Genomic DNA, 25,991 nt, shown 5'->3' on the forward strand with positions numbered 1-25,991 from the left:
GCCCGACACCTGCTTCGCCGTTGGCTCACCCGTATGATGAGAATCCACGGCAGAACTCCTTGAAGCGGGACAGACTTAGCGGAACACCGGGTTCATGCCCTCGGCTTCCAGCGCCTCGGCGCGGGCCTTCATCCAACCCTCGCGGAACGCCTCATCGTCCTCCGGCGCGTCGCTGGTGTAGGCCTTCCAGGTGTTTTGCAGCACCTGCTGGCGTTTCACCAGACGGTCCTGGTGGGCCTGCATCTCATCGGTCCAGTGGCCGATTTCCTTGTAGTAGGCCACCACTTCATCGTGGAACGGGATTACCCACTGCATGTTCTGCTTTTCCAGGGCGTAGCCGGAGTTGCCAGGCGCCGCATCCTTGTATTTGTCGTGATCCTCGATCAGCACTTTAATAAGACCGCCCGCCAGACCGCTTTGCTGATCCGCGTTGGCGACCAGAATCGGATAGGGGTAGCTGGCGCCCACCCAGGGGTTGTCCTTGCCATAATCGCCGGCGGCGGCGGTGACTTGATGGGGCTGGAAATAGGGTGCCACGGCCTGCAAACGCTTCCAGCCCTCCTTGTTCTCGGGATCGAGCCGCGGCCAGACAATACCACGCGGGCTGGCGGCCAGTTGTTGCGCCGGCGGCGCCACCGACATGGTGAATCCGGTGTCGCTCTGGCCGGCGATCACGCCGTCGAACGCGCGCCCGTAACCGGGGAATTCAACCCGCTCCACGTCGTCCCAGGTGAGCCCGCCGAACGCCAGAAACGCCTCGGTGCCCAGGTTGAGGGCATCGTCACCGCGAATGTAGGAGACTTTCTTGCCCTTGAGGTCCGCCGGTGTTTCCACTTCGATGTCACCGGCCACGGCGACGCCGAGACCGAAGCTGGCGATTGAGGTGGCGATCACCCGGATCGGCTGCGGCCCCCATTGGCGGTCAGCGAACATCAGCACGCCTTCCGAACCGTAATAACTGGCGATACCACAGGCACACAGCGGCACCCGGCCGGTGCGCAGCGGCGTCATACGGGATACATCGTTTTCGCCGGGGAGAATACGCACCGACACGTCGTATTCGTTTTGCAGAAGATTGCCCACCGACACCATCTGGGTGTAGCCGGCGGAGCCGGTGCCGTAGGCGGTCATGGCGATGGTGCCGGGCAGCTTCACATTGTCCGCCGCCTGGGTCAGGCCGGCCAACACCAGGGCGGCCAGACAGAGTGCGCCTCGCTGGAAAAGGGTCATGGTTGCTCTCCGTTTACGCATTGTTGTTGTGATAGCTATTCCGCATAGCGAAACAGGCGTCCAATAACGTTCTCGGTTAGAGCCTATACCCGGGAGAGAGGAGGGGAAAGTGACCGCGTCGACAATCCTGGCGGAGAGCGCGCCGCTCGAGTGCGGGGCAAAGGCTGGGCACTAAACAGCGGGCATAAAAAAAGCGGGGCCCGAAGGCCCCGCTTTTCCTGCCCGGCGCGGTTAGGCGCGGGCGGCTTTCAACATCGCTTTATACGGCGACGATGTTCTCTGCCTGAGGACCTTTCTGGCCCTGAGTTACAGTGAACTCAACGCGCTGGCCTTCGGCCAGGGTTTTGAAGCCTGAGCCCTGGATAGCGCTGAAGTGTGCGAACACGTCAGGGCCGTTTTCCTGCTCGATAAAACCAAAACCTTTAGCTTCGTTGAACCACTTAACGGTACCGGTGGTAGTGGACATAATAGTCTCCTGATCATTCAGAAAGTAATGGAAGCCCGCTGGGGGCCGATTGTGCTGGAAGTCTTACGGTTACTTATGAAGGTCAGGACGAACGCTAACTGGTAGGGCATCGAACAGGGATTCATAAATACGTGCATACTTTCAAGCTGTGACCAAGGATACACGCCTTCCGGCCCCTGTCAAAACTATTTCGCTCCGCCCGGCATGCCGGGCCCGGTCACTCCCGGACCCAGGCCAGCGCGGCGCTCTTTTCCTCCAGGGGAAACGCCTTTACTTCCACCGAGGGCATCAGCCGGTCGGTCACGGACGCAATTTTGTGCACCCAGGAGCGGTCCGAAACCACCGCCTCCCGCTCGAAGCGCCGCCAATTGCCGAGGCCGAACTTCATGTCCTTGAACAGGGCTTCCAGCCCGATGCCGCCCAGGGACACCAACTCCACATAGAGACGAATCTTGTCGTGCCGGGTCAGCCGGTCCTCTATCTCCGCCAGCACCCGGTCGAAGGTCTCGTTGTCCACCTTGCCGTCGATACGCAGCCCGACGATGTGGTCTTCCTGAAGCTCGATCAATTCCATCATGACACCACTCCTTTTGTGTCTTGCCTTACCCGTTTAGATGCGGCGGCTCTAAAGCTTTCTCAAGAGGGGCCGATAAGATTTGATAACCCCTCCTTTAAACTTTTTATTTCCCCTTATAGGTCAACGGGTTAGGCCTGTTTCTTGCAACCTCCGCCTGGCCCCCGGGCGCTCTGTGTCAATGCATCAAAAGGAGCAGGACATGCAAGACAACACCATCCTGAAGCTGGCCTACGACATCTCCCAAATGACCCGCGACAAGGTCGGCGCCATTGAGTCGATCATGACCACCACCAAGATTTTGGCACTCAATGCGCGCATCGAAGCCGGCCGCGCCGGCACCGCCGGTGCCGCCTTCGGCGTGGTCGCCGAGGAAATCGGCAATGTCTCCGAGCAGATCAATCATATCGCCGCGGATTTCCGCGACGCGGTGGAAGCCCACACCAGCGAGATCGAGGAAGCCGGCGGCCGGATGCTGATCGATTTTCGCGGCCAGCGTTTCACCGACCTGTCGTTGAACGCCATTGAGATCATCGACCGCAACCTGTTCGAGCGCTCCTGCGACGTGCGCTGGTGGGCGACCGACAGCGCTCTGGTCAGCGCCGCCGCCAACCCCGGCGACGTCCCGGGGCTGGAGCACGCCAGCCAAAGGCTGGCGACCATCCTGCGTTCCTATGTGGTGTATCTGGACTTATGGGTTACCGACGACCGCGGCCGGGTGATCGCCAACGGCCGGCCGGATCGCTACCCCGGCGCGGTGGGCCTGGACGTATCGCGCAGCGCCTGGTTTCAGCAGGCCATGCGCACCGCCAGCGGTGACGAGTTCGCGGTCACCGATATCGCCCGCAACCCGGCGCTGGACGACGCGGCGGTGGCCACCTATGCCACGGCGATCCGTGACGGCGGCCAGGAGAACGGTGACGCCATCGGCGTGCTGGGCATCTTTTTCGACTGGACGCCGCAAGCCGGCGACGTGGTCAACGGCGTCGGGCTCAGCGACGAGGAACGCGGCGCCTGCCGGGTCATGCTGCTGGACGCCCAGCATCGCGTTATCGCCGACGCCAGCGGCAAGGGCGAGCTGGGCGACCATTACCCGCTGAACACCCGGGCGCCGGACGGCGGCACCCTGGAGCGGGGCTACTACGTGGACGGCGACCGCCTGGTGGCCTTCGCCCTGACCCCCGGTTACGAAACCTACCGGGGGCTGGGCTGGTACGGCGTCATCGAATGCGACCTGACGCGGCGGGCGGAGTAAGCAAAGGCATCTGGAAAAAGCACCGGACCGGTTGCACACTGGCGAAGACCAAGGACACAACCTTCGAAGGAGTCGTACCATGCCGTTCACCGCCACCGACCCGATCAAGATCATCTTCGCGATTCTGCTGCCGCCCGTGGGCGTGTTTCTGGAAGTGGGCTTCAAGGGCCATTTCTGGCTGAACATCCTGCTGACCCTGCTCGGCTACATTCCGGGCATCATCCACGCGCTCTACGTGATCTTTAAGCACTGAGGCCGGCCGGCGGCGTCACAGCGCCGCCAGCCAGCGGGCCACCGCCTGGCCGATCTCCACCGGGGAATCTTCCTGAAGAAAGTGGCTGCCCGTGACGGTGACTTCGGTCTGGTTCGGCCAGCTTCGACAGAATTCCCGCTGGCGCCCGATCAGAATCGAGCCCGGCTCGGCGTTCACGAACAGCTTGGGGATCGGGCTGGCCGCCAGCCAGCGACCGTAGTTTTCCACCAGCCGGATCATCTCCGGGGGCTCGCCTTCCATGGGAATCTCACGCGGCCAGTTGAGCGTCGGCTGTCGGTCTTCTTCGAGTTCGAAGGGGCGGCGGTAGTGGGCCATCTCCACATCGGTGAGGCCACGAAGCACGGAACCGGGCAGCACCGCTTCCACGAACATATTGCGCTTGAGAATCAGGTCCTCCCCTTTTTCGGATCGGAACCCCTGAAAAATACCCCGGGCGGCTTCGGGCCAGTCGTCCCAGGTCATCGGCATGACAATGGCTTCCATATAGGCAATCGCCTTGACCGCGTCCGGGTGCTGGCTGGCCCAATGAAAGCCCAGGCCGCTGCCCCAGTCGTGCACCACCAGGGTGACGTCGCGGTCCAGGCCCAGCGCCGCCAGCAACCCGTCCAGATAGTGGTAGGCGGTCAAAAAACCGTAGCGGCCGGGGCCGTCGCTGACCGGCAGTTTCTCGGAATCGCCCTGGCCGATCAGGTCCGGGGCGATCACCCGGCCGCTGCCCACCAACTCCGGAATCACGTTGCGCCACAGGTACGAGGAGGTGGGGTTACCGTGCAACAGCACGATCGGGTCGCCCTCGCCCTGGTCCACATAGGCGATGCGCTTGCCGTCGACGTCCTGGAAGTGCTTCTGATAGGGCATCTGGTCCGAAATCATGGCGACCGTCTCCTGAAGGTGAGTGGGCCCCAGCTTAACGAACGGGCAAGAATTTAACAGTATCCCGCTAGCCCCCGGCCCGGCCCACTGTTTAGGGTAAGCGGAGCCCAACAAGGAAGGAGTGACCCATGAAGACCCTCACATTCGAAAACGGCGACGCCATGCCGATACTCGGCCTGGGCACCTGGAAGTCCGCCCCCGGCGACGTGTACAGCGCGGTCAAGGAAGCCCTGAACCAGGGTTACCGGCATATTGACTGCGCCCGCATTTACGGCAACGAGGCGGAGGTGGGTCAGGCCCTGGCGGAATCCTTCGCCGCCGGCACCGTCAGCCGCGAAGATCTGTGGATCACCTCGAAATTGTGGAACAGCGCCCACGCCCCCGAAGACGTGCAGCCGGCCCTGGAAAAAACCCTCGACGACCTGCAGCTCGACTACCTGGATCTCTATCTGATGCACTGGCCGGTGGCACTGACCCCGGGCATCAGCTTCCCGAAATCCGGCGCCGACATTCTGGCCCCCGAGGACATGCCGGTGGCCGACACCTGGCGCGCCATGGAGCAACTGGTGGACGACAATCTGACCCGCCAGATCGGCGTGTCCAACTTCAGCGTGCGCAAGCTCACCGCGCTGCTGGAAACCGCCCGCCACCGGCCGGCGATGAACCAGGTGGAGCTGCACCCGTATTTGCAGCAAGCACCGTTGGTGCGCTTTTGCCATGACAACGACATTCAGGTCACCGCCTATTCGCCGCTGGGTTCGTCCGACCGCCCGGACAACTTCAAGGCCGAGGACGAGCCGGTCCTGTTGGAAGACCCGGTGATCAAAACCATCGCCGAGCGGCACGACGCCAGCCCGGCCCAGGTGCTGATCAGCTGGGCGCTGCACCGCGATACCGCGGTGATTCCCAAATCCGTGAACCCGGAACGCCTGGGACAGAACCTGGCCGCCGCCGACCTGAAGCTCAGCGACGACGACCTCAACGAGATCGCTGACCTGGACCGACACCGCCGTTATGTGGACGGTGCCTTCTGGGCCCAGGACGGCAGCCCCTACACCCTGGCGACGCTCTGGGACGAATAACCACCCCACCGATACCGCGTGGTGCCGCCGGCATCGCGCGGCCCGCGCCTTTACCGTTTTTTACCGCCCCCGCCACCTGGATCACTTACCCGCCCGCACCCGGCATGCAATCATTGGCATCCATAACAACAGCGCGCCACGGACCGCCCGCGCGACCCGGCCAACCATGGACACCCAGATGCCGCCAAACAGCTCTCCCCAAGTGGACCCGGACGACAAGCCCAAGGCCAACTTCGAGTCGGTGAATGTACGCTCCGCCATGCTCACCGGCATTTTCCTGCTGCTGGTGATGTACACCCTGTACGCCGCCGCCACCCTGTTCATGCCGTTGATGGTGGCGTTTCTGACCAGCCTGATCTTCACCCCGGTGGTGCGCGCCCTGCGGGTGCTGAAAATCCCGCCGCCGGTGAGCGCGGCGGTGGTGGTGATGGGCGTGCTCGGGCTGGGCTTCGGGGCACTGTACGGGCTTTCGGAACCGGCCATGGAATGGCTGCAAAAGGCGCCCCGCGATCTGCGCCAGCTGGAACAGGAATTCCACCAGTTCAGCGAACCCATGCAGCAGCTCAAGCTGGCCAACGCCCAGATCGAGGACATCACCCCCGGGGACGACAACCAGCAGAAAGCCGAGGCTCCCGGTTGGAGCCCGGTGAAGTGGATTCTCTCCGGCACCTGGTCAGCGCTGTACGGCATCACCCTGAGCGTGATTCTGCTGTATTTCATGCTGGCGTCCGGCGACACTTTTTTACGCAAACTGGTGCGGGTGATTCCCCAGTTCGAACACAAGAGAGCGGCGGTGGAAACCGTGCGCCAGATTCAGACCAGCGTGTCGCTGTATCTGGGCACCATCACCATCATCAACACCTGCCTGGGCGCCGGCGCCGCGTTGATTCTCTATCTGCTGGATATGCCTAACCCGATCCTCTTCGGGGTGATGGTGGGCATGCTGAATTTCGCCCCCTATATCGGGCCGATCGTCAGCGGCGTGATCCTGCTGTTTATCAGCAGCCTGAATTTCGACGGCCTCACCCAGGTATTGCTGCCGCCGTTTCTGGTGATGGTCCTGAACGTGCTGGAGGGCCAGTTCATCACCCCGACGGTGGCCGGTCACCGCCTGGCGCTGAGCCCGGTGGCGGTGTTCCTGTCGATCCTGCTGTGGGGCTGGATGTGGGGCGTGGTCGGCATCCTGATCGCGGTGCCGCTGCTGGTGTGCATCAAGCTGGTGTGCGACAGCGTGTCGTCGCTGCGGTTGTTGTCCGAATTCCTCGGCCGTTAAACCTCGCGGCGTTTAAAGATCCACGGCATCGGCCCGGTTGCTCAGATAATGACGGGCCGCGCCCAGGAAATGCAGGGCGATCAGGGCGGGAATCACATAAAGGCCGGACACCACGTGCACCAGCTCGGCCGGCTCGTGAATCACCGCCAGGGATTCCAGCGGCAGATAAACGGTGAACCAGCCGAACACATCCACGCCTTCCCCTTCGGTGAACAGATACAGCGGCCCCGTGATCACCTGCGCCACCAACGCCACCAGCAACAGGCGGTGCACCGCCCAGGCCAGCCAGCGCTCCGGGGCGGTGCTGGCGGTGTTGGCCTTGAAGCCTTCATAGAGCCGATAGGCCACGCGCCAGATCACCACCAGGAAGACGAAAAAACCCAGCCCGATATGCAGGCTCATCAGGTAGCCCTCGGTGGCCTCGTCCGGCGCGCCACCGGCGGCGAAGCCCAGCACCAACATCACCGTGACCAGCAAAGCCGTGACCCAGTGATTCAGTTTGGACAGGCCTGAGTAATGCGGGGGTTGCTTCATGGGTGGCGCTCCTGGGCGGTTAACGAAGTTGGCTGTCTTTACTGCCGCGCCGGTTGTAGCCCTCGGAACGGGCTTCGTCGCGCTCACCCTGGCACAGCGTGCAAAGCCGCACACCGGGCAGCGCCGCGCGGCGGGCCTCGGGGATCGGCGCCTCGCACTCTTCGCAGTGCGTCAGGCTGTCGCCGGCGGGCAGACGGCTGCGGGCATGCTGCACCGCCGAGTCCACGGTGCTGTCGATCTGATCCTGAACGGCCCCTTCCGGGGCCCAGCCGGTCGCCATGGCGTCCTCCTGATGGCCTTTCATCCTAATGTAACGCCAATCAGCCGCCGGCGTACAAGGGCATCGCCAGAGTGGCCTGCAGCACCCGGCCCACCGGGCCGTCCTCGTCGTACAAGGTGGTATCCACCAGGCCGGTGCCGTTGTCCTGCATGCGGGCGCGGGCGTCGAGCCCCAGCCAGTCGCCGCGCGGGTCGCGGTGCAGGTACAGACTGAGATCCGAATTGATGCTGCCGACATCCGGGGCCAGCCGCAGCTGAGCGATGCCGTTGCCGAAATCGGACAAGGTGGCCGCGCGCACCAGCGGCGAGCAGGGCTCACCGGCGACCACCGGCACCGGCAGCGACATCCACACCCGGCCCTGGCCCTGCCCACCGACCCCGTCGAGCACGCAGATGCGGGCGGTGGTGTGCAGCCCCCGGGGCGTCCAGCCGCCGCCCTTGCCGTCGCCGCCCACCTCGGCCAGGGTCATCACCGGGCGGTCGCCGCGCGGTTCCAGGCCGCCGGTTTCAAACCGGCCGAAGTCGGGCACCTCGGCGCCGGCCTGCTCCAGGAACAGGCCGCTGGCCCGGCACACCTCGACGCCGTCGGCGAGCAGCGACGCCTGCAGCACCCGCAGGCGCCGCCCGGCGCGCACCACCGCCAGCTCCGCCGTCAGCGGCGCCGCCGGCACCGGTCTCAACAGATCCACCGTGAGGCGGCTGAGCCGCAGCCCGGTGTCCGCGGTGGCCTGCTCCATCAACAGCGCTAGCAGCCCGGTGGGCGAGCCGCCGTGCAGATGGCTGGGGCTCCAGGGTCCGCCGGCGCTGGCGGTGGGTACGTAGGTCTCGCCCTGGCGGACAAACAATGACTGATCCACTTCCGATACTCCCCTTTCTGGTCCCGATGCAAACGCCCAAGCCTAACCCAGACGGCGCCCTGGCGGGGAACGAAACACTGGGTGCGGCGAGCGCCGTGCGCTACAGTAGCGCCCGCGCCAAACGCCCCAGACCATGGATTCGCTGCCTATGTCCGCCACATCCCAGCCGCCGAGCCGTCCCAACATCGTGATCATGGTGGCGGGCGGTATTCTGGTGGCGCTGGTGGCGATCGTGTTCGCGCGGCTCGCCTACGGCCTGATTCTGCCGCCGATGCGCGACGATCTGGGATTGAGCTACCGGCAGGCCGGCACCCTGGGCACCGTCACCGCGCTGGGCTATCTGCTGTTCGTATTGCTGGGCGGCATCGCCGCCAGCCGCTGGGGCGCGCGCAACGCGGTGGCCACCGGCCTGCTGATTCTCACCGTCGGCTTCGCCGGCCTGGCGCTGGCCAGCGCCTACCCGGTGGTCGTCGGCCTGATGGCGCTGCTGGGGCTGGGCACCGCCTTCTGCTTCGCGCCCATGGTGTCGCTGCTGGCCACCTGGTATCCGGAAAAGCGCGGCATGGTAATCGGCTGCATGGCCGGCGGCGTGGGCGCCGGCATCTTCGTCACCGGGCTGCTGGTGCCCTGGCTGTCCGACCAGTTCGGTGAGCACGGCTGGCGCCTGGCCTGGGGCCTGTTCGCCGCCCTGGCGGCGGTGGCGGTGGCGCTGGTCCTGGCGGCGGTGCGCGACCCGGCGCCGGTGGCCCACGACCATCCGGACCGCCCGGCGCCGGCGGACAAATGGCGCATCTACCGCAACCCGCGCGTGATCATCATGGCGGCGATCTACGGCATCATCGGCATGGTCTACATCATTCAGGCGATCTTCATGGTCAGCTACGTGGTGGAGTCCGGCTTCGACGAAGCCACCGCCGGCTGGCTGATGGCCATGTCCGGCCTGCTGTCGGTGGCCGCCGGCCCGCTATGGGGCTCGCTGTCCGACGTGTGGGGCCGGGGCAACGCCCTGACCCTGGCGATGGCGGTGGTCACCGTGGCCATGGGGCTGCCGCTGATCGACCAGAGCCTGGCCATGTTCTTCGCCCATTTCCTGCTCATGGGCTGCGCGGTGAACGGCGTGTTCACCATGGTCCAGGCCGCCAGCACCGACCAGGTGGCGCCGCGCCATATCCCCATCGCCTTCAGCTACGTGACGGTGTTCTTCGCCGGCGGCCAGTTCCTGGGCCCGGCCATCGCCGGCTGGCTGATCGAAGCCACCGGCGGCTTCCGCCTGGCGGTGGCCTTCACCTGCCTGGCGCTGCTGGTGGGCCTCTACCTGGCGCAGAAGATCCGCCGCTTCCCCGCCGGTCTGGCGGTGGACTGACCGCCTTCGGTAACCGTTCGGTTCGACTTTTGTTACCGACCGCCACCGGCGCCGCCGGCATCACCGGATTGTCATCATCGGCGGCCAGCCTGTCCGCCGTTATCGACTCCGGACCGGCTTATGAACTCCGTAACCCTGACCCGACGCAAACTGATCCAGGCCATGTTCTACGGCGCCGGCGCCGCGATGATCACCGCCTGCGGCGGCGGTTCCTCGTCCTCGGGTAGCCCGGCGGGCACCCCGTCACCGACCCCCAGCCCGTCGGAGCCGGAGCCGCCCGCTCCCGAGCCGCCGGTACCGCCGGCCACCATGCTGCCCCTGGAAGCGGGGCCGCTGGCCGGTATCGGCGAGCTGGTGGAAAGCGACGTGGACGGCATTCTGATTCCCGAGGGGTTCTCGATCCGCCGCGTGGCCCGGCACCTGGAAGATCCGATCTCCGGTCTGCCCAACCTCACCGGCTTGCTGCGCGACAACTGGCACATTTTCCCGGACGGCGGCGCGGTGTTCCCGGTGCGGGAGGACGGCGGCTGGGTCTATGTCTCCAACAGTGAAATCGCCCCCGGCGGCGGCGTGGGCGCGTTGCGGTTCGACCGCGACGGCACCGTCATCGACGCCTACCGCATCCTGCGCAACACCCGCCGCAACTGCGCCGGCGGCGCCACGCCCTGGGGCACCTGGTTGTCCTGCGAGGAGACCACCGACGGCCAGGTCTATGAGTGCCACCCGCTGGGGCCCGCGTCCCTGGCGCGGGCGCATCCGGCGCTGGGTATTTTCAACCACGAAGCCGCCGTGGCGGACTGGGACACCCGCACCCTCTACCTGTCCGAGGACGACGGCAACGGCCGTCTGTACCGCTTCCGGTCCGCCGGCGTGGTCACCTCGATCACCGGGGAACCGGGCCTGGACCTGGATAACGGCGTGCTGGAGGTGTTGGAGGTGGACGGCTTCGCCAACGGCGCCTACCAGGAAGACCTGGACCAGGCCCGCCGCCTGCACAAGGTGCGCTGGGTGCCGGTGCAGGACCCGCACCGCGCCCAGGAAACGGTGCGCGCCGAGATCGAGGCGGCCACCGGCCAGGGCGCCCCGGGCACCCGCTTCAAAGGCGGCGAAGGCCTGTGGGTGCAGACCCTGCCGGAGGGCCAGCGGCCCGACATCGCGGGCAGCGCCAACCCGCTACGCGCGGTGGTGTTCCTGGCCTGCAAAGGCGACAACCGGGTCTACGCCCTGGACATCGACAACGACCAGATCGAAGTGGTGTTCGACAACGAACAGCTGATCGGCAGCGGCGAAGCGCCGTTCAATGACGTGGACAATATCGTCGTCGGCCCGGCCGGCGATGTGGTGGTGGCGGAAGACGGCGACCTGATGCGTCTGATGGTGATGGTGCCCAACCAGCCCGCCAGAATCCTGCTGCAAATCCCCGGCGGCGGCAGCGAACTCACCGGCCCCGCCTTCACCCCGGACGGCTCGCGGCTCTACTTCAGTTCCCAGCGCGGCCCCTCCGCGCTGCTGCTGCCCACCGGCGCCACCTACGAGCTGACCATCCCGGAAGCCTTCCGCCGCGCCTGACCCGCGCCCCCTGCCCCGTCCGCCCCGCCGCGCCCTTTCCAGGGCGCCGGTCGGGCGGCTACATGCCGCCATTATCATCGCCGGCCGTTCCTGATTAGAATGTGCGGCTTCCCGGCGCCAGGGCGCGTCGGGCCCTCTATTCTCCATGGATGTCCAACCAGGGCGCGGCGATGAGCAACGGCAGGCCCAACAGCGTGAACAACACCGGCCCGCTGCGGCGGCAGCTGGCGGGCCTGGGCGTGCGCGCGGCCGGCGCGCCGCTGCCGTGCTTCGGCGAACGGCTGGCGCGGCTGTTCGACCTGTCCGACACCGTGGCGCTGGACGCCGCCAACGTGGCGTCCCGGGACGGCTATTTCGGCGCCGACGGCAAAGCCGCCGAGCGGCTGCGCGCGGAGCTGGAGAAACTGCGCCAAAGCCAGCGGGACGCCATCGAAGCCAGCGTCACCGCCGAGCGCATCGGCACCCGCAACGGCCTGCCGGCGCCGGAAGCCGGCCCGAGCCCGGCCGAGCCGCCGGATTTCGAGCCCTACCGGCGCTTCTATCAGAGCAAGCAGCGGCAGATGGCCGCCGCCGTGCCGCCGCTGCGGCTGAAAGCCCGTGGCGCCCTCACCGACCACGGCCCGGCCCTGGCGCGGCTGGCGCGCATCGACGCGGTGCTCGACAACACCCTTACCGGCTACGCCCGCAAGGGCTTCGGCGCCGTGCCCGGGGTGCTGGAAAAGCGCTTCCTGGCGCTCTGGCCGGACCGCCAGCACAGCCTGCTCAGCGATGCGCCCGGCGACGATCCCCAGGACTGGATGACGGAAGGCGCCTGGCTGCACCGCTTCTGCCAGGAGATGAAATCCCTGTTGCTGGCCGAACTGGACGCCCGCCTGGAGCCGGTGCAGGGCTTGCTCATGGCGCTGGAAAGCGCGCACAACCACCCACAAGGACCTCAATGACACGCTTTTTATTCGCACTGGTATGTCTGCTCGGCGCGGCCACCGTGGCCTGGGTGGGCATCGGCTTTCTCGGCACCAACCTGGTGGCCCTCACCGCCACCCTGCTGATCGCCTTCGTGTACGCCTTCGGCTTCCTGGAGCTGCGCCGCTTCCGCGCCGACAGCGCGCAGCTGGCCCGGCAACTGGAGACCCCGCCCGGCGACGGCGACGCCCTGGAGCGCTGGCTGGCCGAGCTGCCCGCCGCCCTGCGCGGCGCCGTGCGCCGGCGCGTGGACGGGGAAAGCACGCCGCTGCCCGGCCCCATGCTGACACCCTACCTGTCCGGCCTGCTGGTGATGCTGGGCCTGCTGGGTACCTTTATCGGCATGATCGTCACCCTGCAGGGCGCGGTCAGCGCCCTGGAAGGCGGCAACAACCTGGCCGCCGTACAGAGCGCCCTGGCGGCGCCCATCGCCGGGCTCAGCCTGGCCTTCGGCACCTCCATCGCCGGTGTCGCCGCCTCCGCCATGCTGGGGCTGGGCGCCACGCTCAGCCGCCGCGAGCGCACGCTCGTCGGCCGCGACCTGGACGCCGTGCTGCGCCGGGATCTGCGCGCGTTTTCCCTGAAACATCAGCAGCAGGAGGCGTTCCGCGCCCTGCAGTCTCAGTCCGACGCCTTCCCCGCCGTGGTGGATAGCCTGCAGGCGCTGACCCAGCGCCTGGAACAGATGGGCGACCAGCTCAACAGCGCGCTCACCGACAATCAAAAGCAGTTCCACGAGCAGACTGCCGAGCACTACCGCCAACTGGCGGCGTCCGTCGGCGACAGCCTGAGCACCAGCCTGGCGGACAGCAGCCGGCTGGCGGCGGAAAGCGTCCGCCCGGTGATCGCCGAGGCTCTGGAACGCCTCAACGACCAGGCGGCGCAGAGCCACCAGCGCCTCAACACGCTCACCGAAAGCCAGCTGAGCCGGATCGCCGAGCGCTTCGACACCACCACCGAGCAAGCGGCGCGCCACTGGCGCGAGGGCCTGGCCGAACATCAACAGACCGCGCAAAGCCTCACCGACAAGGTGGCCGCCGCCCTACAGGAACACAACGACCGCTTCCAGGCCCACGGCGACGCCCTGCTGACGCAGATCCGCGACGATCAGCAGCAGGCCCGGACCGACAACCAGCAACGCCTGACCGCCATCACCGAGCGCTTCCAAGAGGCCGGCGACGCCACCGCCGAAGGCTGGCGCCAGGGCCTCGAGCAGCAACAGCAAACACTGGCGCGACTGGTCAGCGACCTCGGCGACACCCTGAGTGGCCACACGGAGCGCTTCCAGCACACCGCCGACGGCCTGGTGGAAGGGCAGCGGCAAGGCCTGGACACCCTGCTCGCCCGCACCGGCGAGCAGCTCAGCGCCCTGCGGGATCAGGAGGCGGCGCGCGGCGACGCGGCCACGCAGCGCCTGGCCGACCTGGAAGCCACCGTCACCCGCCACCTCACCGAGCTGGGCACCGCCCTGGAGGCACCGATGACGCGGCTGATCGAAACCGCCTCGGAGACGCCCAAGGCGGCCGCCGACGTGATCAGCCGCCTGCGCGAGGAAATGGCGCAAAGCAGCGAACGGGACAACGAACTGCTGGAGGAACGCCGCCGCATCATGGGCGAGCTGGACGCCCTGCTCACCGCCCAGCAGCAGGCGGCCGGCGTGCAGCGCGACGCGGTGGAAACGCTGATCCGCGACGCCGGCGGCGTGCTCAAGGAGGTCAGCGATACCTTCGCCGGCCAGGTGGACGCGCAGACCGACCGCCTGGACGAGGCCGCCGCCGACATCACCGGCGGGGCCCACGAGGTGGCCAGCCTGGGCGACGCCTTCGGCACCGCGGTGAACCTGTTCAGCGAGTCCAACGGCAAGCTGCTGGATAACCTGAAACGCATCGAGACGTCCCTGGAGCAGTCCGCCGCGCGCAGCGACGAGCAGCTCGCCTACTACGTGGAGCAGGCCCGCGAGGTGATCGACCTGAGCCTGAGTTCGCAAAAGGAAGTGATCGACGCCCTGGCCGCCCTCAAAGCCAACGAGGCGCGCTGATGGACGAGCTTCACGACGGCCAGGACGGCGCTCAGTCCACCCCGGTGTGGGCGATCTTCTCGGACCTGATGGCGGCGCTGGTGGGTATCTTCGTGCTGCTGCTGGTGTGGGTGATCGGCATTCAGCTGGAACTGAGCCAGTCGCTGGAGCAGGAACGCGCCAAACTGCAGGCCGAGCAGCAACGACGCCAGGCGTTGGAAGAGGCGCTCGCCGACCCGCTCGCCAGCGGCCGCATTTCGTTCCAGAACGGCCGCATCGGTATTAACGGCAGCGTGCTGTTCGCGCTCAACGCGGACCGCCTGCAGCCGGAGGGCCGCGCGCTGCTGGAGAGCCTGGTGGAACCGCTGCAAACCTACCTGGCGCAACACGACGAGCTGCTGATGGTGAGCGGCTTCACCGACGACCTGCCGATCCAGCAGGGCAACCCGCGCTACGCGGACAACTGGGGCCTGTCCGCCCAGCGCGCGCTCACGGTCACCCGCACCCTGATCGATCAGGGGCTGCCGGAGGCGCGCATTTTCGCCGCCGCCTTCGGCGACAATCAGCCGGTGACCCCCAACGTGGACGACGCCGCCCGCGCCAAAAACCGGCGCGTGGAGATCACCACCGTGCCGCGCGCCGACGCCACCGCCGGCGAGCCGGAGCAGACCGGGCAACGCGATGAGTGAGGTGCTGACGCAACTGGAAGCCCTGCGCCAAAAAGGCGCCCACCACCGCGACCCGGTGCGCTTCGCCTATCTGGAAAGCTTTGCCACGCGCCTGGCCGAAAGCCGGCGCGCGCCGTCGCAAAAGCATCAGGAAAAACTGGAAAAGGCACTCGCGGACTACCGGGCCCGCGCGGACGCCGACGACGACAAGCAGGGCGATCGCCCCGCGCCGCCACCCTCTCCGCTGGCGGCCTTGCTGACCCGGCTGCGTGGCGACGGCGAAGCACCCGTCGAGTTGAAAGCCCTGGCGCCGATCCGCGAAGCCCAGGCCCGACAGCAGTTGGCCGCGCGCATCCAGCACGCCATCACCCAGGTCCCCGGCGACGCGGGCCCGCTCAACGCCCACCGCCAGGTGGCCCGCGCGCTGGCCGCGCTGCAGGACATCTCACCGCAATATCTGGAGCACCTGGTCACCTACCTGGACGACCTGATGGTGTTGGAGAAAATCCCCGCCACAAAACGATCTTCGTAAGCACGGGTTTTTGGCAAGTCATTTGGAGCGGGACCCGCTGCGAAAGGGACCACCTTGTGCGAGCGGGCCCAGCCCGCGAAAGGCAAGCAATGCTTGCCGGCAGGATCCCAGAGACGCCGTTTATGGCGCTGTTAAAAAGCCTCTGGAATCCAGCGGGGCAACCTTGGCCGGGAGCTTCGCTCCCTTTCGCGGGCGGGGCCCGCTCCCACAAAGGCCGCCACCACAAGGGCCCGCTCACACCAGTGCCGCGGCTATGAGTCTTCCAGCTTGTCCTGGGTGCGCAGCTGGAAGTCGCTGGCGTCGTGGCGCTCGCGCAGCTGTTCGCCGGGCTCGCCCCAGGCGCGGTTGACCATGCGGCCGCGCTGCACGGCGGGGCGCTCGGCGATCTCCGCTTCCCAGCGCAGCACGTTCTTGTAGGTGTGCGCTTCCAGGAATTCGGCGGCCTCGTACACCTTGTTGGTGACCAGGGCGCCGTACCAGGGCCAGACCGCCATGTCGGCGATGGTGTAGTCGTCGCCGGACAGGAAGCGGTTGTCCGCCAGGCGGCGGTCGAGCACGTCCAGCTGGCGCTTCACTTCCATGGTGTAGCGGTTGATCGGGTATTCGTATTTCTCCGGCGCGTAGGCGTAGAAGTGGCCGAAGCCGCCGCCCAGGAACGGCACCGCGCCCATCTGCCAGAACAGCCAGTTCAGGCATTCGGTGCGCTTGGCCGGATCAGTGGGCAGGAAGGCGCCGAACTTTTCCGCCAGGTAGAGCAGGATGGCGCCGGACTCGAACACGCGCACCGACGGGTCCTGGCTTTGATCCACCAGGGCCGGAATCTTGGAGTTGGGGTTGATGTCCACGAACCCGCTGCCGAACTGCTCGCCCTCGGTGATGCGGATCAACCAGGCGTCGTACTCCGCGCCTTGGAAGCCCTTTTCCAGTAGCTCTTCCAGCAGCACCGTCACCTTGACGCCGTTGGGCGTGGCCAGGGAATACAGCTGCAGAGGATGCTTGCCCACCGGCAGGTCTTTGTCATGGGTGGGGCCGGCGATGGGCCGGTTGATGCTGGCGAATTTGCCGCCGCTTTCCGCGTCCCATTTCCAGACTTTCGGAGGCGTGTAGGTGTCGTCGCTCATAACTACTCTCTCGATCAGACAAACGAAGTAATACCCGGGTTTAGGGGCAAAGAATGACAAGATAACGCTCAAGACGGCGGCAAGATAGCCGCGTGATGCCCCATAACCCGCCGATCCTTGCCCGATCCTGGCGTCGCTCGAAGCGCGCCGCCGGCCGCTTTCTTCCGCCCCTGAAACAACTGTGCTAACGTCCGAGCGACCTTCCCGGACCGACCTGATTGTGGAGAAGACGCTTGCCGGCGGAACCTGAACACAACGATAAAACCGCCCTCGACAGCGAGCAGCAACTGGTGGAAGCCACGGTGGACGGCGTGCAGGACAGCGCGCTCACCGAGACGCGCCGCAACCAGATCTGCGACGCGGCCCTGTCCTTGTTTCTGGAAAAGGGCTTCGACGCCACCACCATCCGCGACATCTGCGCGCGCTCCGGCGTCAACCAGGCGAGCATCTACGATTACATCGCCAACAAAAACGACATCCTGCGCCGGCTGCTCAACAAACTGTGGTTCGCCCAGGACGTGCCGACCCTGGCGGAACGTCTGGAGCGCGACCCGGACGTGCCGTTCGAGGATCAGGTAGCGGCGTTCTTCCAGGACGTCTGGACCAAGAAGCGCCAGGGCACCCTGCTGATCTACCGCTCCATCCCTCACCTCCGCGACGAAGACCGCAAGACCATGCGCGCCCGCGACGAGACGGTGCTCAGTGCCTTAGCCGACCAGCTGCGCGAACGCACCGGTCTGCCCGAGGACGACCCGCGCGCCGAAGTGGTGGCCAACATGATCGTCTTCCTGGCCGCGTTCGCGCCCATGCGCGACTGGCTGAACCGCGACATCGACGACACCGTGATCCTCAAGACGGTGGCCGCGGCGGTCCGCGCCATGGTCGACCAGCTGGGCGAAAAGCCCAATTAATTCAGACGCTTGCCCGTCGAAATAGCATTCCATTATTCCTGATTCCGGTGTGACCCACCGGTCAACGGCGCTTGACTTGCCGCCACCATCCGCCTTAGCTTGATTCCTGACAAGTGTCAGCCAGCCCACGGCGCTCGCCGTGCATAAGGAGAACAATTGACGCCCGAAGACGCCCAGGCGCATATCGCCGCCAGCGATCCCCGCTTCGCGCTCACCGAGGCGGTGATCGGCGGAGTCCGCTATCCGGTATTCGCCAACGCCCCGGCACACCTGCGCGTGCTGCTGGAAGACGCCGCCCCCGCCTATGGGGACCGCGACGCCCTGGTCTACCAGGACGAACGCTGGAGCCACGCCGAGCTGTGCCGGGAGGTGCGGCGCGTCGCTAACGCCCTGGCCGACGACCTGGGCGTGCGCCAGGGCGACCCGGTGGCGATCGCCATGCGCAACTACCCGGAGCTGCCGATCCTGATTCTGGCGGTGGCCGCGCTGGGCGCGGTGGCGGTGCCGATGAACGCCTGGTGGTCGGAGCAGGAGCTGGCCTACGGCCTGACGGACTGCGGCGCCCGGGTGGTGTTCGCCGACGGCCCGCGCCACCAGCGCATCGAGAGGCTGGCCGCCGACAACGGCCTGGCGCTGATCGCGGTGCGTGACGCCGAAGCCCTGCCCGGCCGGCCGCGCTATGAACAACTGCGCGACGGCGGCCGCGACGACCGCTGGCCGGATGTGACCATCGCCCCGGACGACGACTTCGCCGTGCTGTACTCCTCCGGCTCCACCGGCAACCCCAAGGGCGTGGTGCTCACCCATCGCGGCGCGATCTCGGCGGTGTACTCCTGGATCATGGCGCGGCTGATGGCGCCGCTGGTGGCGGACCCGCCGCCGCCCCTGCCGGAGCCGGACAAGGTGCAGCCGCCGTCGTTTCTGGTGGTGACGCCGCTGTTCCATGTCACCGCCTTGCAGTCGAATTTCCTGCAGGGCCTGGCCAGCGGCGCCACCCTGACCCTGATGTACAAGTGGGACCCGGAAGAGGCGGTGCGTCTGATCAAGCGCGAGCGCATCACCCGCTTCACCGGCGTGCCCACCCAGTCCGCCGAATTGATGGATACCGCCCGCGCCCTGGGCGAAAGCCTGGACACCCTGGAAGCGATCGGCGGTGGCGGCGCCAAGCGGCCCGCCGCCCAGGTGGGCCAGCTCGCCGAAGCCTTCCCCGCCGCCGCCATCGCCTCCGGCTGGGGCATGACCGAAACCAACGCCCTGGGCATTCTGATCGGCGGGCCGGACTATGTGGCTCATCCGGAAGCCGCCGGCCGGCCGACCCCGCCGCTGCAGGAAATGCGCATCGTCGACGGCGACGGCAAGGAAGTGGCCACCGGCGAAATCGGCGAGCTGACCGTGAAAAGCGCCGCCAATATGCGCTGCTATCTGAACCAGCCCGAGGCCACCGCCGACACCGTCCGCGACGGCTGGCTGTACACCGGCGACCTGGCGCGCATCGACGAGGAAGGCCTGATCTACATCGTCGACCGCAAGAAGAGCATCATCATCCGCGGCGGCGAGAACATCGCCTGCCTGGAAGTGGAAGGCGCCCTGCACCGCCACCCGGACGTGGCCGAAGCCGGCGTGTTCCCGATTCCCGACGAGCGCCTGGGCGAGATCGTCGGCGCTGGCGTGCAGCTCAAGCCCGGCGCCCGCGTGGACGAGGCCGGGCTGCAAGCCTTCCTGGCGGACCACCTGGCCGCGTTCAAGATTCCCGACCGCCTCTGGCTGCGCAGCGACCCGCTGCCCCGGGGCGGCACCGACAAAACCGACCGCCGCGCTTTGCGCGCACAATGCCTGGCCGCCGACACCGAGGCGGGCGCCCCCATCAACGAGGAGTAAACACCCATGGGTAACGATACCGATCTCAACAACCTGGCCATGTCCGAAGACGCGCGCCCGCTGCTGGACGCCCTGGCCAAGCACATCCGCGAGAACGTGGACCCGATCACCGAGGAATTCCACCGTCTGGGCGAAGGCCGCGCCGAGCGGTTCAGCTACGCGCCCGGCCAGCTGGAGCTGCTGGAAACCGCCAAGAACAAGGCCCGCGAAGCCGGCCTGTGGAACTTCTTCCTGCCCAACGCGGAAACCGGCGAAGGCCTGTCCAACCTGGACTACGCCTACATCGCCTTCGAGCTGGGCAAGAACCCGCTGGCGTCCCAGACCCTGAACTGCTCCGCGCCGGACACCGGCAACATGGAAGTGCTGGAGCGCGTCGGCACCCCCGAGCAGAAAGAGAAGTGGCTGAAGCCGCTGCTGGCCGGCGAGATCCGTTCCTGCTTCGGCATGACCGAACCCCAGGTGGCCTCCTCCGACGCCCGCAACATTGAAACCAGCGCCGTGCTGGACGGCGACGACTGGGTGATCAACGGCGAGAAATACTATATCTCCGGCGCCGGCGACCCGCGCTGCAAGATCATGATCTGCATGGTCAAGACCAGCCCGGACGCGCCCACCTTCCGCCAGCAGTCGCAGATTCTGGTGCCCATGGACGCCCCCGGCGTGCACGTGCTCGGCCCGATGCGCGTGTTCGGCCACGACCACGCGCCCCACGGCCACATGCACATCAAGCTGGATAACGTGCGCGTGCCGAAAGAGAACATCCTGTGGGGCGAAGGCCGCGGCTTCGAGATTTCCCAGCTGCGCCTGGGCCCGGGCCGTATCCACCACTGCATGCGCTCCATCGGCTCCGCCGAGAAAGCCCTGGACCTGATTCTCGAGCGCGGCCTGAACCGGGAAGCGTTCGGCAAGGAAATCATCAACCTGGGCAAGAACATGGAAATCGTGTCCCGCGCCCGCATCGAAATCGAAGCCATGCGCATGGTGGTACTGAAAGCCGCCAAGGCGATGGACGTGATGGGCAACAAGGAAGCGCGCATCTGGGTGTCCATGGCGAAAGCGATGGTGCCGGAGAAGTGCTGCCAGATCATCGACCAGGCGATCCAGATCCACGGCGCCACCGGTGTCAGCCAGTGGTCGCCGCTGTCCGAGATGTACATGCAGCAGCGCACCCTGCGCCTGGCCGATGGCCCGGACGAAGTGCACCACAACGTGGTCGCCCGCAACGAAGTGAACCGCTACAACCAGACCGGAGCATAACGCCATGGTGGAGACCAAGCTGTTCGATCTGACCGGCAAGGTGGCGCTGATGACCGGCGCCTCCAAGGGCATGGGCAAAGCGATGGCCCACGCCCTGGCCGCGCATGGTGCCACCGTGGTGATCTCCGCGCGCACCCAGGAAACGCTCGATGAGACCGCCGCCGAGATCAACCAGGCGGTGGGCGCCGAGCGCGTGCACGGGGTGGCCGCCAACGCCGGCCGCAAACAGGAACTGGAGACGCTGGTGGAGAAAACCCACCAGCTCGCCGGGCCGGTGGACATTCTGGTCGGCAACGCCGGCGTCAATGTGCACTACGGGCCGATCTCCGAGATTCCCGACGACGCCTACGAAAAAACCATGCAGGTGAACGTGCAGGCCAACCTGTGGCTGGCGCGCCTGGTGGCGCCGGATATGATCGAGAAAGGCAACGGCTCGATGATGTTCACCGCCAGCGTCGGCGCCTTTAAACCGTCCGACACCCTGGGCGTGTACGGCACCTCCAAGCTGGCGCTGATCGGCCTGGTGCGCAACCTGGCGCTGGAGTACGGCCCCCAGGGCATCCGCGCCAACGCCATCTGCCCGGGCCTGGTGCGCACCGATTTCGCCAAGGCGCTGTGGGACAACCCGGAAGCGGTGAAGCGCGCCAACTCGCAGATTCCGCTGCGCCGCCTGGGCGAAGCGGACGACTTCGAAGGCCTGGCCGTGTTCCTCGGCTCCGACGCCAGCCGCTACATGACCGGCCAGGCGCTGACCGTCTGCGGCGGCTCCTTTATGTGGAGCTGATGTAAGGAGAAGGTTTATGGAACTCAAAAATAAAATTGTGGTGGTCACCGGCGCGGCCGGCGGCATTGGTCGCGCGCTGGCGCAGGTTTTCGCCAAGGCCGGCGCCAAGAAGATTATTTGCGTGGATCTGGACGGTGATGGCGCGGAAGCCACCGCCAAGATGGTCGACGGCATTGGCCGCAAGGTGGATGTCTCCAACGAGAACGACATCAAGGCGCTGATCGACGACACCGAGAACGACGTGGGCCCGATTGATCTGTTCTGCTCCAACGCCGGCATCTCCGTGCCCGGCGGCCCGGAAGTGGCCAACGACCAGTGGCAGAAAATCTGGGACATCAACGTGATGGCGCACATCTACGCGGCGCGCCATTTGGCGCCCAAGATGATCGAGCGCGGCGGCGGTTATTTTCTCAATACCGCTTCCGCCGCCGGCCTGCTCTCGCAAATCGGCTCGGCGCCCTACGCGGTCACCAAGCACGCCGCCGTGGGCCTGGCGGAATGGATCGCGCTCACCTACGGCGACGACGGCATCAAGGTATCGGTGCTGTGCCCGCAGGCGGTGCGCACCAACATGACCAAAGGCAAGGAAGATCACGTGGCCAGCGTGGACGGCATGATGGATCCGGAGCCGGTGGCCCAGGCCTGCCTGGAGGCCATTGAGCAGGAAACCTTCCTGGTGCTGCCGCACAAGGAAGTGCTGCAATACATGCGCAACAAAACCGAAAACTACGATCGCTGGATCGGCGGCATGCGCAAACTCAACCGCAAGTACCGGTAGAGGCCGCCGCTAGGCTTCACCGATATCTTCGTTCCAAAGAGCCGGATGGTCGCGGATAAAATTTTCCATTAACGCCGCGCCTTCCGGATCATCCAGATCGATCACCGTGACCCCGTTGTCACGCAGCCACTGCACGCCGCCCGCGAACGTCCGCGACTCCCCCACCACCACGGTGCCGATTTTGAACTGGCGCACCAGACCGCTGCAGTACCAGCACGGCGCCAGGGTGGTAACCATGATGGTATCCCGGTAGTTGGGCTGTCTGCCCGCTTTGCGAAAGGCGTCGGTTTCCGCGTGCACGGACGGGTCGTTCTCCTGCACGCGGCGGTTATGGCCGGCGCCCAGCAGGGTGCCGTCGGCACGGAACAGGGCGGCGCCAATCGGGATGCCGCCTTCCTCAAGCCCCTGCCGCGCTTCGTCCAGCGCCACGCGCAACATCGCCGCATAGTCCAAGCTCATAATCCGTCACCCCCACATGCGCGGCAGCACGTCGGTCTGATCCGCCGCCTTGCGATGGCGCGCCACCATGACAATGTGCCCCACGATCATCAGCAACAACAACCAGCCGGCCCAGCCATGGAACAGATTGGCGGGCACCTGCATCCACTCGATTTCCTCGCCGCCGAGACCGCCCATCAGCGGAATGCCGAACGGCTCGAACGGCTTGCCGCCGCCGTACTGGCGCAGCAGGGCGAAGGCGGGAATGCCCAGCAGCAGCGCGTAGAACGCCAGGTGCCCCAACCTGGCGGCAAGGCTCACTGACGGCGGGCGCCGGGACAGATTGATCAGCGCCCACAGGGCACGCAGGATGATCAGAACAAACAGCAGGAAACCCAGCGGCTTGTGGGTGCCCCAGAAAAATTCTTCCACGGCGGTGTCGGACAGCAGCGCGTGGGCGCCGGCGCTGAGAAACTGCCACACCAGGAGCAACGCCATGCCCCAGTGCAATACCCGGCTCACCGTGCCGTAGCGGTCGTTGGAATCCTGTATCGGCATACCTTCCCCCTCTGGCTGAATCGAACCTTTCTGAATAGACCCATTGATTGTAAGGCGGTTCCAGCCTGATACCTTCCTTACAAAAACAAAAAGGGCACGCCAGGCGTGCCCCTCAGGTTGCGGTGTAACAGCGCTTCGATCAGTCCAGGTCGAAGCGGCCCAGGTTCATTACCTTGTCCCAGGCGGCGACGAAGTCCTTGACGAACTTCTTCTCCGCGTCGTCCGCGCCATAGACTTCGGAAAGCGCGCGCAGCTGGGAGTTGGCGCCGAACACCAGATCCAGACGGGTGCCGGTCCACTTCAGCTCGCCGCTGCTGCGGTCACGGCCTTCGAACAGGTAGTCATCGTCCTCGGACTGCGGCGCCCAGGCGATACCCATGTCCACCACCACCTTGAAGAAATCATTGCTGAGCGCTTCCGGGCGGTCGGTGAAGACACCGTGTTTGGAACCGTCGAAGTTGGCGTTCATGGCACGCATGCCGCCCACCAGCACGGTCATTTCCGGCGCGGTGAGAGTGAGCAGCTGGGCACGGTCGATGAGCAGATGTTCCGCGGGCAGGGAATACTTTTCCTTGCGGTAGTTGCGGAAGCCGTCCACGAAGGGTTCCAGGTATTCAAAGGAATCCACGTCGGTCTGCTCCAGCGAGGCGTCCGTACGGCCCGGGGTGAACGGCACGGTGACGTCGTGGCCACCGTTGGCGGCCGCTTTCTCCACGCCGGCGCAACCGGCCAGCACGATCAGATCCGCCAGCGATACTTTCTTGCCACCGGACTGGGCGTTGTTGAACTCGCTCTGAATGCCCTCCAGGGTCTTCAGAATCTTGTCCAGCTGCTGCGGCTCGTTCACTTCCCAGTTTTTCTGCGGCTCCAGACGCAGACGGGCCCCGTTGGCGCCACCGCGCATGTCGGAACCGCGGTAGGTGGAGGCGGACGCCCAGGCCACTTTCACCATGTCGGGAATGCTGAGGCCGGAATCCACGATCTTGCCCTTGAGGCTGGCGATGTCCTTGTCGTCGATCAGCGGATGATCGACCTTGGGCACCGGGTCCTGCCAGATCAGTTCTTCCTGGGGCACTTCCGGGCCCAGGTAACGTTCAATCGGGCCCATGTCCCGGTGGGTGAGCTTGTACCAGGCGCGGGCAAAGGCGTCGGCGAACTCTTCCGGGTTTTCATAGAAGCGACGGGAAATCTTGCCGTACTCCGGATCGAAACGCAGCGACAGGTCGGTGGTCAGCATGGTCGGCTTACGCTTCTTGGTTTTGTCCTGGGCGTAGGGAATGTCCGCTTCCGCGTCCTTCGCCACCCACTGCTGAGCACCGGCCGGGCTCTTTTCCAGTTCCCATTCGTGCTTGAACAGGTTGTCGAAGAACAGGTTGGACCACTGGGTGGGCTTCTGCGTCCAGGTCACTTCCGGGCCACCGCCGATGGTGTCGTCGCCGAAGCCGGAGCCGTGGCTGCTCTTCCAGCCCAGGCCCATCATTTCAATCGGCGCCGCTTCCGGCTCCGGGCCCACCAGTTCCGGGTCGCCGGCGCCGTGGGTTTTACCGAAGGTGTGGCCACCGGCGATCAGCGCCACGGTCTCTTCGTCGTTCATCGCCATGCGGCCGAAGGTTTCGCGGATGTCGTGGGCCGCTTTCAGCGGATCCGGCTCGCCATTGGGGCCTTCCGGGTTCACGTAGATCAAACCCATCTGCACCGCCGCCAGCGGGTTTTCCAGCTCGCGGTCGCCGGAGTAACGCTTGTCGTCCAGCCAGGAATCTTCCACGCCCCAGTAGATGTCGTCCTCGGGTTCGTAGAGGTCCTCGCGGCCGCCGGCGAAACCGAAGGTTTTGAAGCCCATGGATTCCAGCGCCACGTTACCGGTGAGCACGATCAGATCGGCCCAGGAAATTTTATTGCCGTACTTTTTCTTGATCGGCCACAGCAGGCGGCGGGCCTTGTCCAGGTTGACGTTGTCCGGCCAACTGTTGAGCGGCGCGAACCGCTGCGTGCCGGTGCCGGCGCCACCGCGGCCGTCGCCGATGCGGTAGGTGCCCGCGCTGTGCCAGGCCATGCGGATAAACATCGGGCCGTAATGGCCGAAGTCCGCCGGCCACCAATCCTGGGTGTCGGTCATCAGATCAGTAAGATCTTTTTTCAGCGCCGCCAGATCCAGGCTTTTGAAGGCTTCCGCGTAATCAAAGTCCTCGTCCATCGGATTGGACATGGACGAATGCTGATGCAGGATGTCCAGCCGCAGCTGATTGGGCCACCAATCCCGGTTTGTGACGCCGCCGCCCGCGATATTGTTGTTATGGAAGGGACATTTGCTCTCGGACATGATCGTTCTCCTTGCTTTATCATCGCGCTGAGTCGCGCCGTCATCGCTCGGGGTTGCCGTTAGGGCGCCATTGCTATTTTACTTGTATTACCTTCCACCCCCACCCTGCCAATACAGCCTGACAAATACCCTGATAG

General features: G+C 65.9%; 26 protein-coding genes. 15 read left to right on the plus strand and 11 right to left on the minus strand.

What is annotated here, in order from left to right; translation table 11 throughout:
• Positions 1 to 75 precede the first annotated feature (75 nt).
• The 3 genes from ISO4_RS03845 to ISO4_RS03855 form a co-directional block, all read right to left on the minus strand.
• Positions 76 to 1,230: a TAXI family TRAP transporter solute-binding subunit gene (locus ISO4_RS03845; protein WP_228547896.1), complete on the minus strand. Its 1,155-nt coding sequence runs from the start codon at positions 1,228 to 1,230 to the stop codon at positions 76 to 78.
• A gap of 259 nt (positions 1,231 to 1,489) precedes the next feature.
• Positions 1,490 to 1,696, minus strand: a complete 207-nt coding sequence (gene cspE / locus ISO4_RS03850; RefSeq protein ID WP_067607036.1) for a transcription antiterminator/RNA stability regulator CspE — start codon at positions 1,694 to 1,696, stop codon at positions 1,490 to 1,492.
• Between the two features lie 217 nt (positions 1,697 to 1,913).
• Positions 1,914 to 2,273 carry a SpoIIAA family protein gene (locus tag ISO4_RS03855; RefSeq protein WP_067606640.1) on the minus strand — a complete coding sequence of 120 codons (360 nt, stop codon included), beginning with the start codon at positions 2,271 to 2,273 and terminating at the stop codon, positions 1,914 to 1,916.
• Positions 2,274 to 2,472: 199 nt separating this feature from the next.
• Here ISO4_RS03855 and ISO4_RS03860 point away from each other — a divergent pair, with 199 nt between their 5' ends.
• The gene (locus ISO4_RS03860; RefSeq protein ID WP_194855224.1) at positions 2,473 to 3,525 is read left to right on the plus strand and encodes a PDC sensor domain-containing protein; all 1,053 of its coding nucleotides are present in this window, start codon (positions 2,473 to 2,475) and stop codon (positions 3,523 to 3,525) included.
• A 79-nt stretch (positions 3,526 to 3,604) separates the two neighbouring features.
• A complete protein-coding gene (locus ISO4_RS03865) occupies positions 3,605 to 3,778 on the plus strand; it encodes a YqaE/Pmp3 family membrane protein (protein ID WP_142949204.1) in 174 nt (57 codons plus the stop codon).
• 15 nt (positions 3,779 to 3,793) lie between these two features.
• On the opposite strand, the gene ISO4_RS03870 is transcribed toward ISO4_RS03865, so the two are convergent.
• Positions 3,794 to 4,672 carry a haloalkane dehalogenase gene (locus ISO4_RS03870; protein WP_194855225.1) on the minus strand — a complete coding sequence of 293 codons (879 nt, stop codon included), beginning with the start codon at positions 4,670 to 4,672 and terminating at the stop codon, positions 3,794 to 3,796.
• 128 nt (positions 4,673 to 4,800) lie between these two features.
• Between ISO4_RS03870 and ISO4_RS03875 the strand changes: the two genes are divergently transcribed.
• A complete protein-coding gene (locus ISO4_RS03875; RefSeq protein WP_067611580.1) occupies positions 4,801 to 5,754 on the plus strand; it encodes an aldo/keto reductase in 954 nt (317 codons plus the stop codon).
• Positions 5,755 to 5,932: 178 nt separating this feature from the next.
• On the plus strand, positions 5,933 to 7,027 hold the full coding sequence (locus ISO4_RS03880) for an AI-2E family transporter (RefSeq protein ID WP_194855226.1): 1,095 nt from the start codon (positions 5,933 to 5,935) through the stop codon (positions 7,025 to 7,027).
• Positions 7,028 to 7,039: 12 nt separating this feature from the next.
• Here ISO4_RS03880 and ISO4_RS03885 read toward each other — a convergent pair whose 3' ends face one another.
• From ISO4_RS03885 to ISO4_RS03895, 3 genes are read right to left on the minus strand one after another with little or no spacing between them, the layout of a single operon-like run.
• On the minus strand, positions 7,040 to 7,561 hold the full coding sequence (locus ISO4_RS03885; RefSeq protein ID WP_194855227.1) for a cytochrome b: 522 nt from the start codon (positions 7,559 to 7,561) through the stop codon (positions 7,040 to 7,042).
• 19 nt (positions 7,562 to 7,580) lie between these two features.
• Positions 7,581 to 7,841, minus strand: coding sequence for a DksA/TraR family C4-type zinc finger protein (locus tag ISO4_RS03890; RefSeq protein WP_067611586.1), 261 nt, complete (start codon positions 7,839 to 7,841; stop codon positions 7,581 to 7,583).
• A 40-nt stretch (positions 7,842 to 7,881) separates the two neighbouring features.
• Positions 7,882 to 8,697, minus strand: coding sequence for a thioesterase family protein (locus ISO4_RS03895; RefSeq protein ID WP_194855228.1), 816 nt, complete (start codon positions 8,695 to 8,697; stop codon positions 7,882 to 7,884).
• Positions 8,698 to 8,845: 148 nt separating this feature from the next.
• Here ISO4_RS03895 and ISO4_RS03900 point away from each other — a divergent pair, with 148 nt between their 5' ends.
• The 6 genes from ISO4_RS03900 to ISO4_RS03925 all read left to right on the plus strand — a co-directional run bounded on the left by ISO4_RS03900 (position 8,846) and on the right by ISO4_RS03925 (position 15,809).
• Positions 8,846 to 10,060, plus strand: a complete 1,215-nt coding sequence (locus ISO4_RS03900) for an MFS transporter (protein ID WP_194855229.1) — start codon at positions 8,846 to 8,848, stop codon at positions 10,058 to 10,060.
• Positions 10,061 to 10,180: 120 nt separating this feature from the next.
• Positions 10,181 to 11,629 carry an alkaline phosphatase PhoX gene (locus ISO4_RS03905; RefSeq protein ID WP_194855230.1) on the plus strand — a complete coding sequence of 483 codons (1,449 nt, stop codon included), beginning with the start codon at positions 10,181 to 10,183 and terminating at the stop codon, positions 11,627 to 11,629.
• Between the two features lie 170 nt (positions 11,630 to 11,799).
• Positions 11,800 to 12,570 carry a DUF3348 family protein gene (locus tag ISO4_RS03910; RefSeq protein ID WP_194855231.1) on the plus strand — a complete coding sequence of 257 codons (771 nt, stop codon included), beginning with the start codon at positions 11,800 to 11,802 and terminating at the stop codon, positions 12,568 to 12,570.
• Positions 12,567 to 14,630: a DUF802 domain-containing protein gene (locus ISO4_RS03915; RefSeq protein ID WP_194855232.1), complete on the plus strand. Its 2,064-nt coding sequence runs from the start codon at positions 12,567 to 12,569 to the stop codon at positions 14,628 to 14,630. Before ISO4_RS03910 ends, ISO4_RS03915 begins: the two co-directional genes overlap by 4 nt.
• The gene (locus ISO4_RS03920; RefSeq protein ID WP_194855233.1) at positions 14,630 to 15,298 is read left to right on the plus strand and encodes an OmpA family protein; all 669 of its coding nucleotides are present in this window, start codon (positions 14,630 to 14,632) and stop codon (positions 15,296 to 15,298) included. Before ISO4_RS03915 ends, ISO4_RS03920 begins: the two co-directional genes overlap by 1 nt.
• Positions 15,291 to 15,809 carry a DUF2894 domain-containing protein gene (locus ISO4_RS03925; RefSeq protein ID WP_194855234.1) on the plus strand — a complete coding sequence of 173 codons (519 nt, stop codon included), beginning with the start codon at positions 15,291 to 15,293 and terminating at the stop codon, positions 15,807 to 15,809. Before ISO4_RS03920 ends, ISO4_RS03925 begins: the two co-directional genes overlap by 8 nt.
• A 251-nt stretch (positions 15,810 to 16,060) precedes the next feature.
• Here the strand turns inward: ISO4_RS03925 and yghU are convergent, their stop codons facing one another.
• Positions 16,061 to 16,930: a glutathione-dependent disulfide-bond oxidoreductase gene (gene yghU / locus ISO4_RS03930; protein ID WP_194855235.1), complete on the minus strand. Its 870-nt coding sequence runs from the start codon at positions 16,928 to 16,930 to the stop codon at positions 16,061 to 16,063.
• A 233-nt stretch (positions 16,931 to 17,163) separates the two neighbouring features.
• Between yghU and ISO4_RS03935 the strand changes: the two genes are divergently transcribed.
• The 5 genes from ISO4_RS03935 (at position 17,164) to ISO4_RS03955 (ending at position 22,538) form a co-directional block, all read left to right on the plus strand.
• Positions 17,164 to 17,841 (plus strand): TetR/AcrR family transcriptional regulator, encoded by a 678-nt coding sequence (locus ISO4_RS03935; RefSeq protein ID WP_194855236.1) that lies wholly within the window; start codon positions 17,164 to 17,166, stop codon positions 17,839 to 17,841.
• Positions 17,842 to 17,997: 156 nt separating this feature from the next.
• Positions 17,998 to 19,719: a class I adenylate-forming enzyme family protein gene (locus ISO4_RS03940; protein ID WP_194855237.1), complete on the plus strand. Its 1,722-nt coding sequence runs from the start codon at positions 17,998 to 18,000 to the stop codon at positions 19,717 to 19,719.
• A 6-nt stretch (positions 19,720 to 19,725) separates the two neighbouring features.
• A complete protein-coding gene (locus ISO4_RS03945; RefSeq protein ID WP_194855238.1) occupies positions 19,726 to 20,976 on the plus strand; it encodes an acyl-CoA dehydrogenase family protein in 1,251 nt (416 codons plus the stop codon).
• A gap of 4 nt (positions 20,977 to 20,980) precedes the next feature.
• Positions 20,981 to 21,760, plus strand: a complete 780-nt coding sequence (locus ISO4_RS03950; protein WP_142949220.1) for an SDR family NAD(P)-dependent oxidoreductase — start codon at positions 20,981 to 20,983, stop codon at positions 21,758 to 21,760.
• A gap of 16 nt (positions 21,761 to 21,776) precedes the next feature.
• Positions 21,777 to 22,538, plus strand: coding sequence for an SDR family oxidoreductase (locus ISO4_RS03955; protein ID WP_194855239.1), 762 nt, complete (start codon positions 21,777 to 21,779; stop codon positions 22,536 to 22,538).
• Positions 22,539 to 22,547: 9 nt separating this feature from the next.
• Here ISO4_RS03955 and ISO4_RS03960 read toward each other — a convergent pair whose 3' ends face one another.
• From ISO4_RS03960 to katG, 3 genes are all read right to left on the minus strand, one after another.
• The gene (locus ISO4_RS03960) at positions 22,548 to 22,997 is read right to left on the minus strand and encodes a nucleoside deaminase (protein WP_142949222.1); all 450 of its coding nucleotides are present in this window, start codon (positions 22,995 to 22,997) and stop codon (positions 22,548 to 22,550) included.
• A 6-nt stretch (positions 22,998 to 23,003) separates the two neighbouring features.
• Entirely contained in the window at positions 23,004 to 23,534 is a 531-nt protein-coding gene (locus tag ISO4_RS03965) for a cytochrome b (RefSeq protein WP_194855240.1), read from the minus strand.
• A 139-nt stretch (positions 23,535 to 23,673) separates the two neighbouring features.
• A complete protein-coding gene (katG, locus tag ISO4_RS03970) occupies positions 23,674 to 25,854 on the minus strand; it encodes a catalase/peroxidase HPI (RefSeq protein WP_194855241.1) in 2,181 nt (726 codons plus the stop codon).
• Positions 25,855 to 25,991: the final 137 nt, after the last annotated feature.

Origin of the sequence: Alloalcanivorax venustensis ISO4, from assembly GCF_015356855.1 — a bacterium.
Lineage (GTDB): Bacteria > Pseudomonadota > Gammaproteobacteria > Pseudomonadales > Alcanivoracaceae > Alloalcanivorax > Alloalcanivorax venustensis.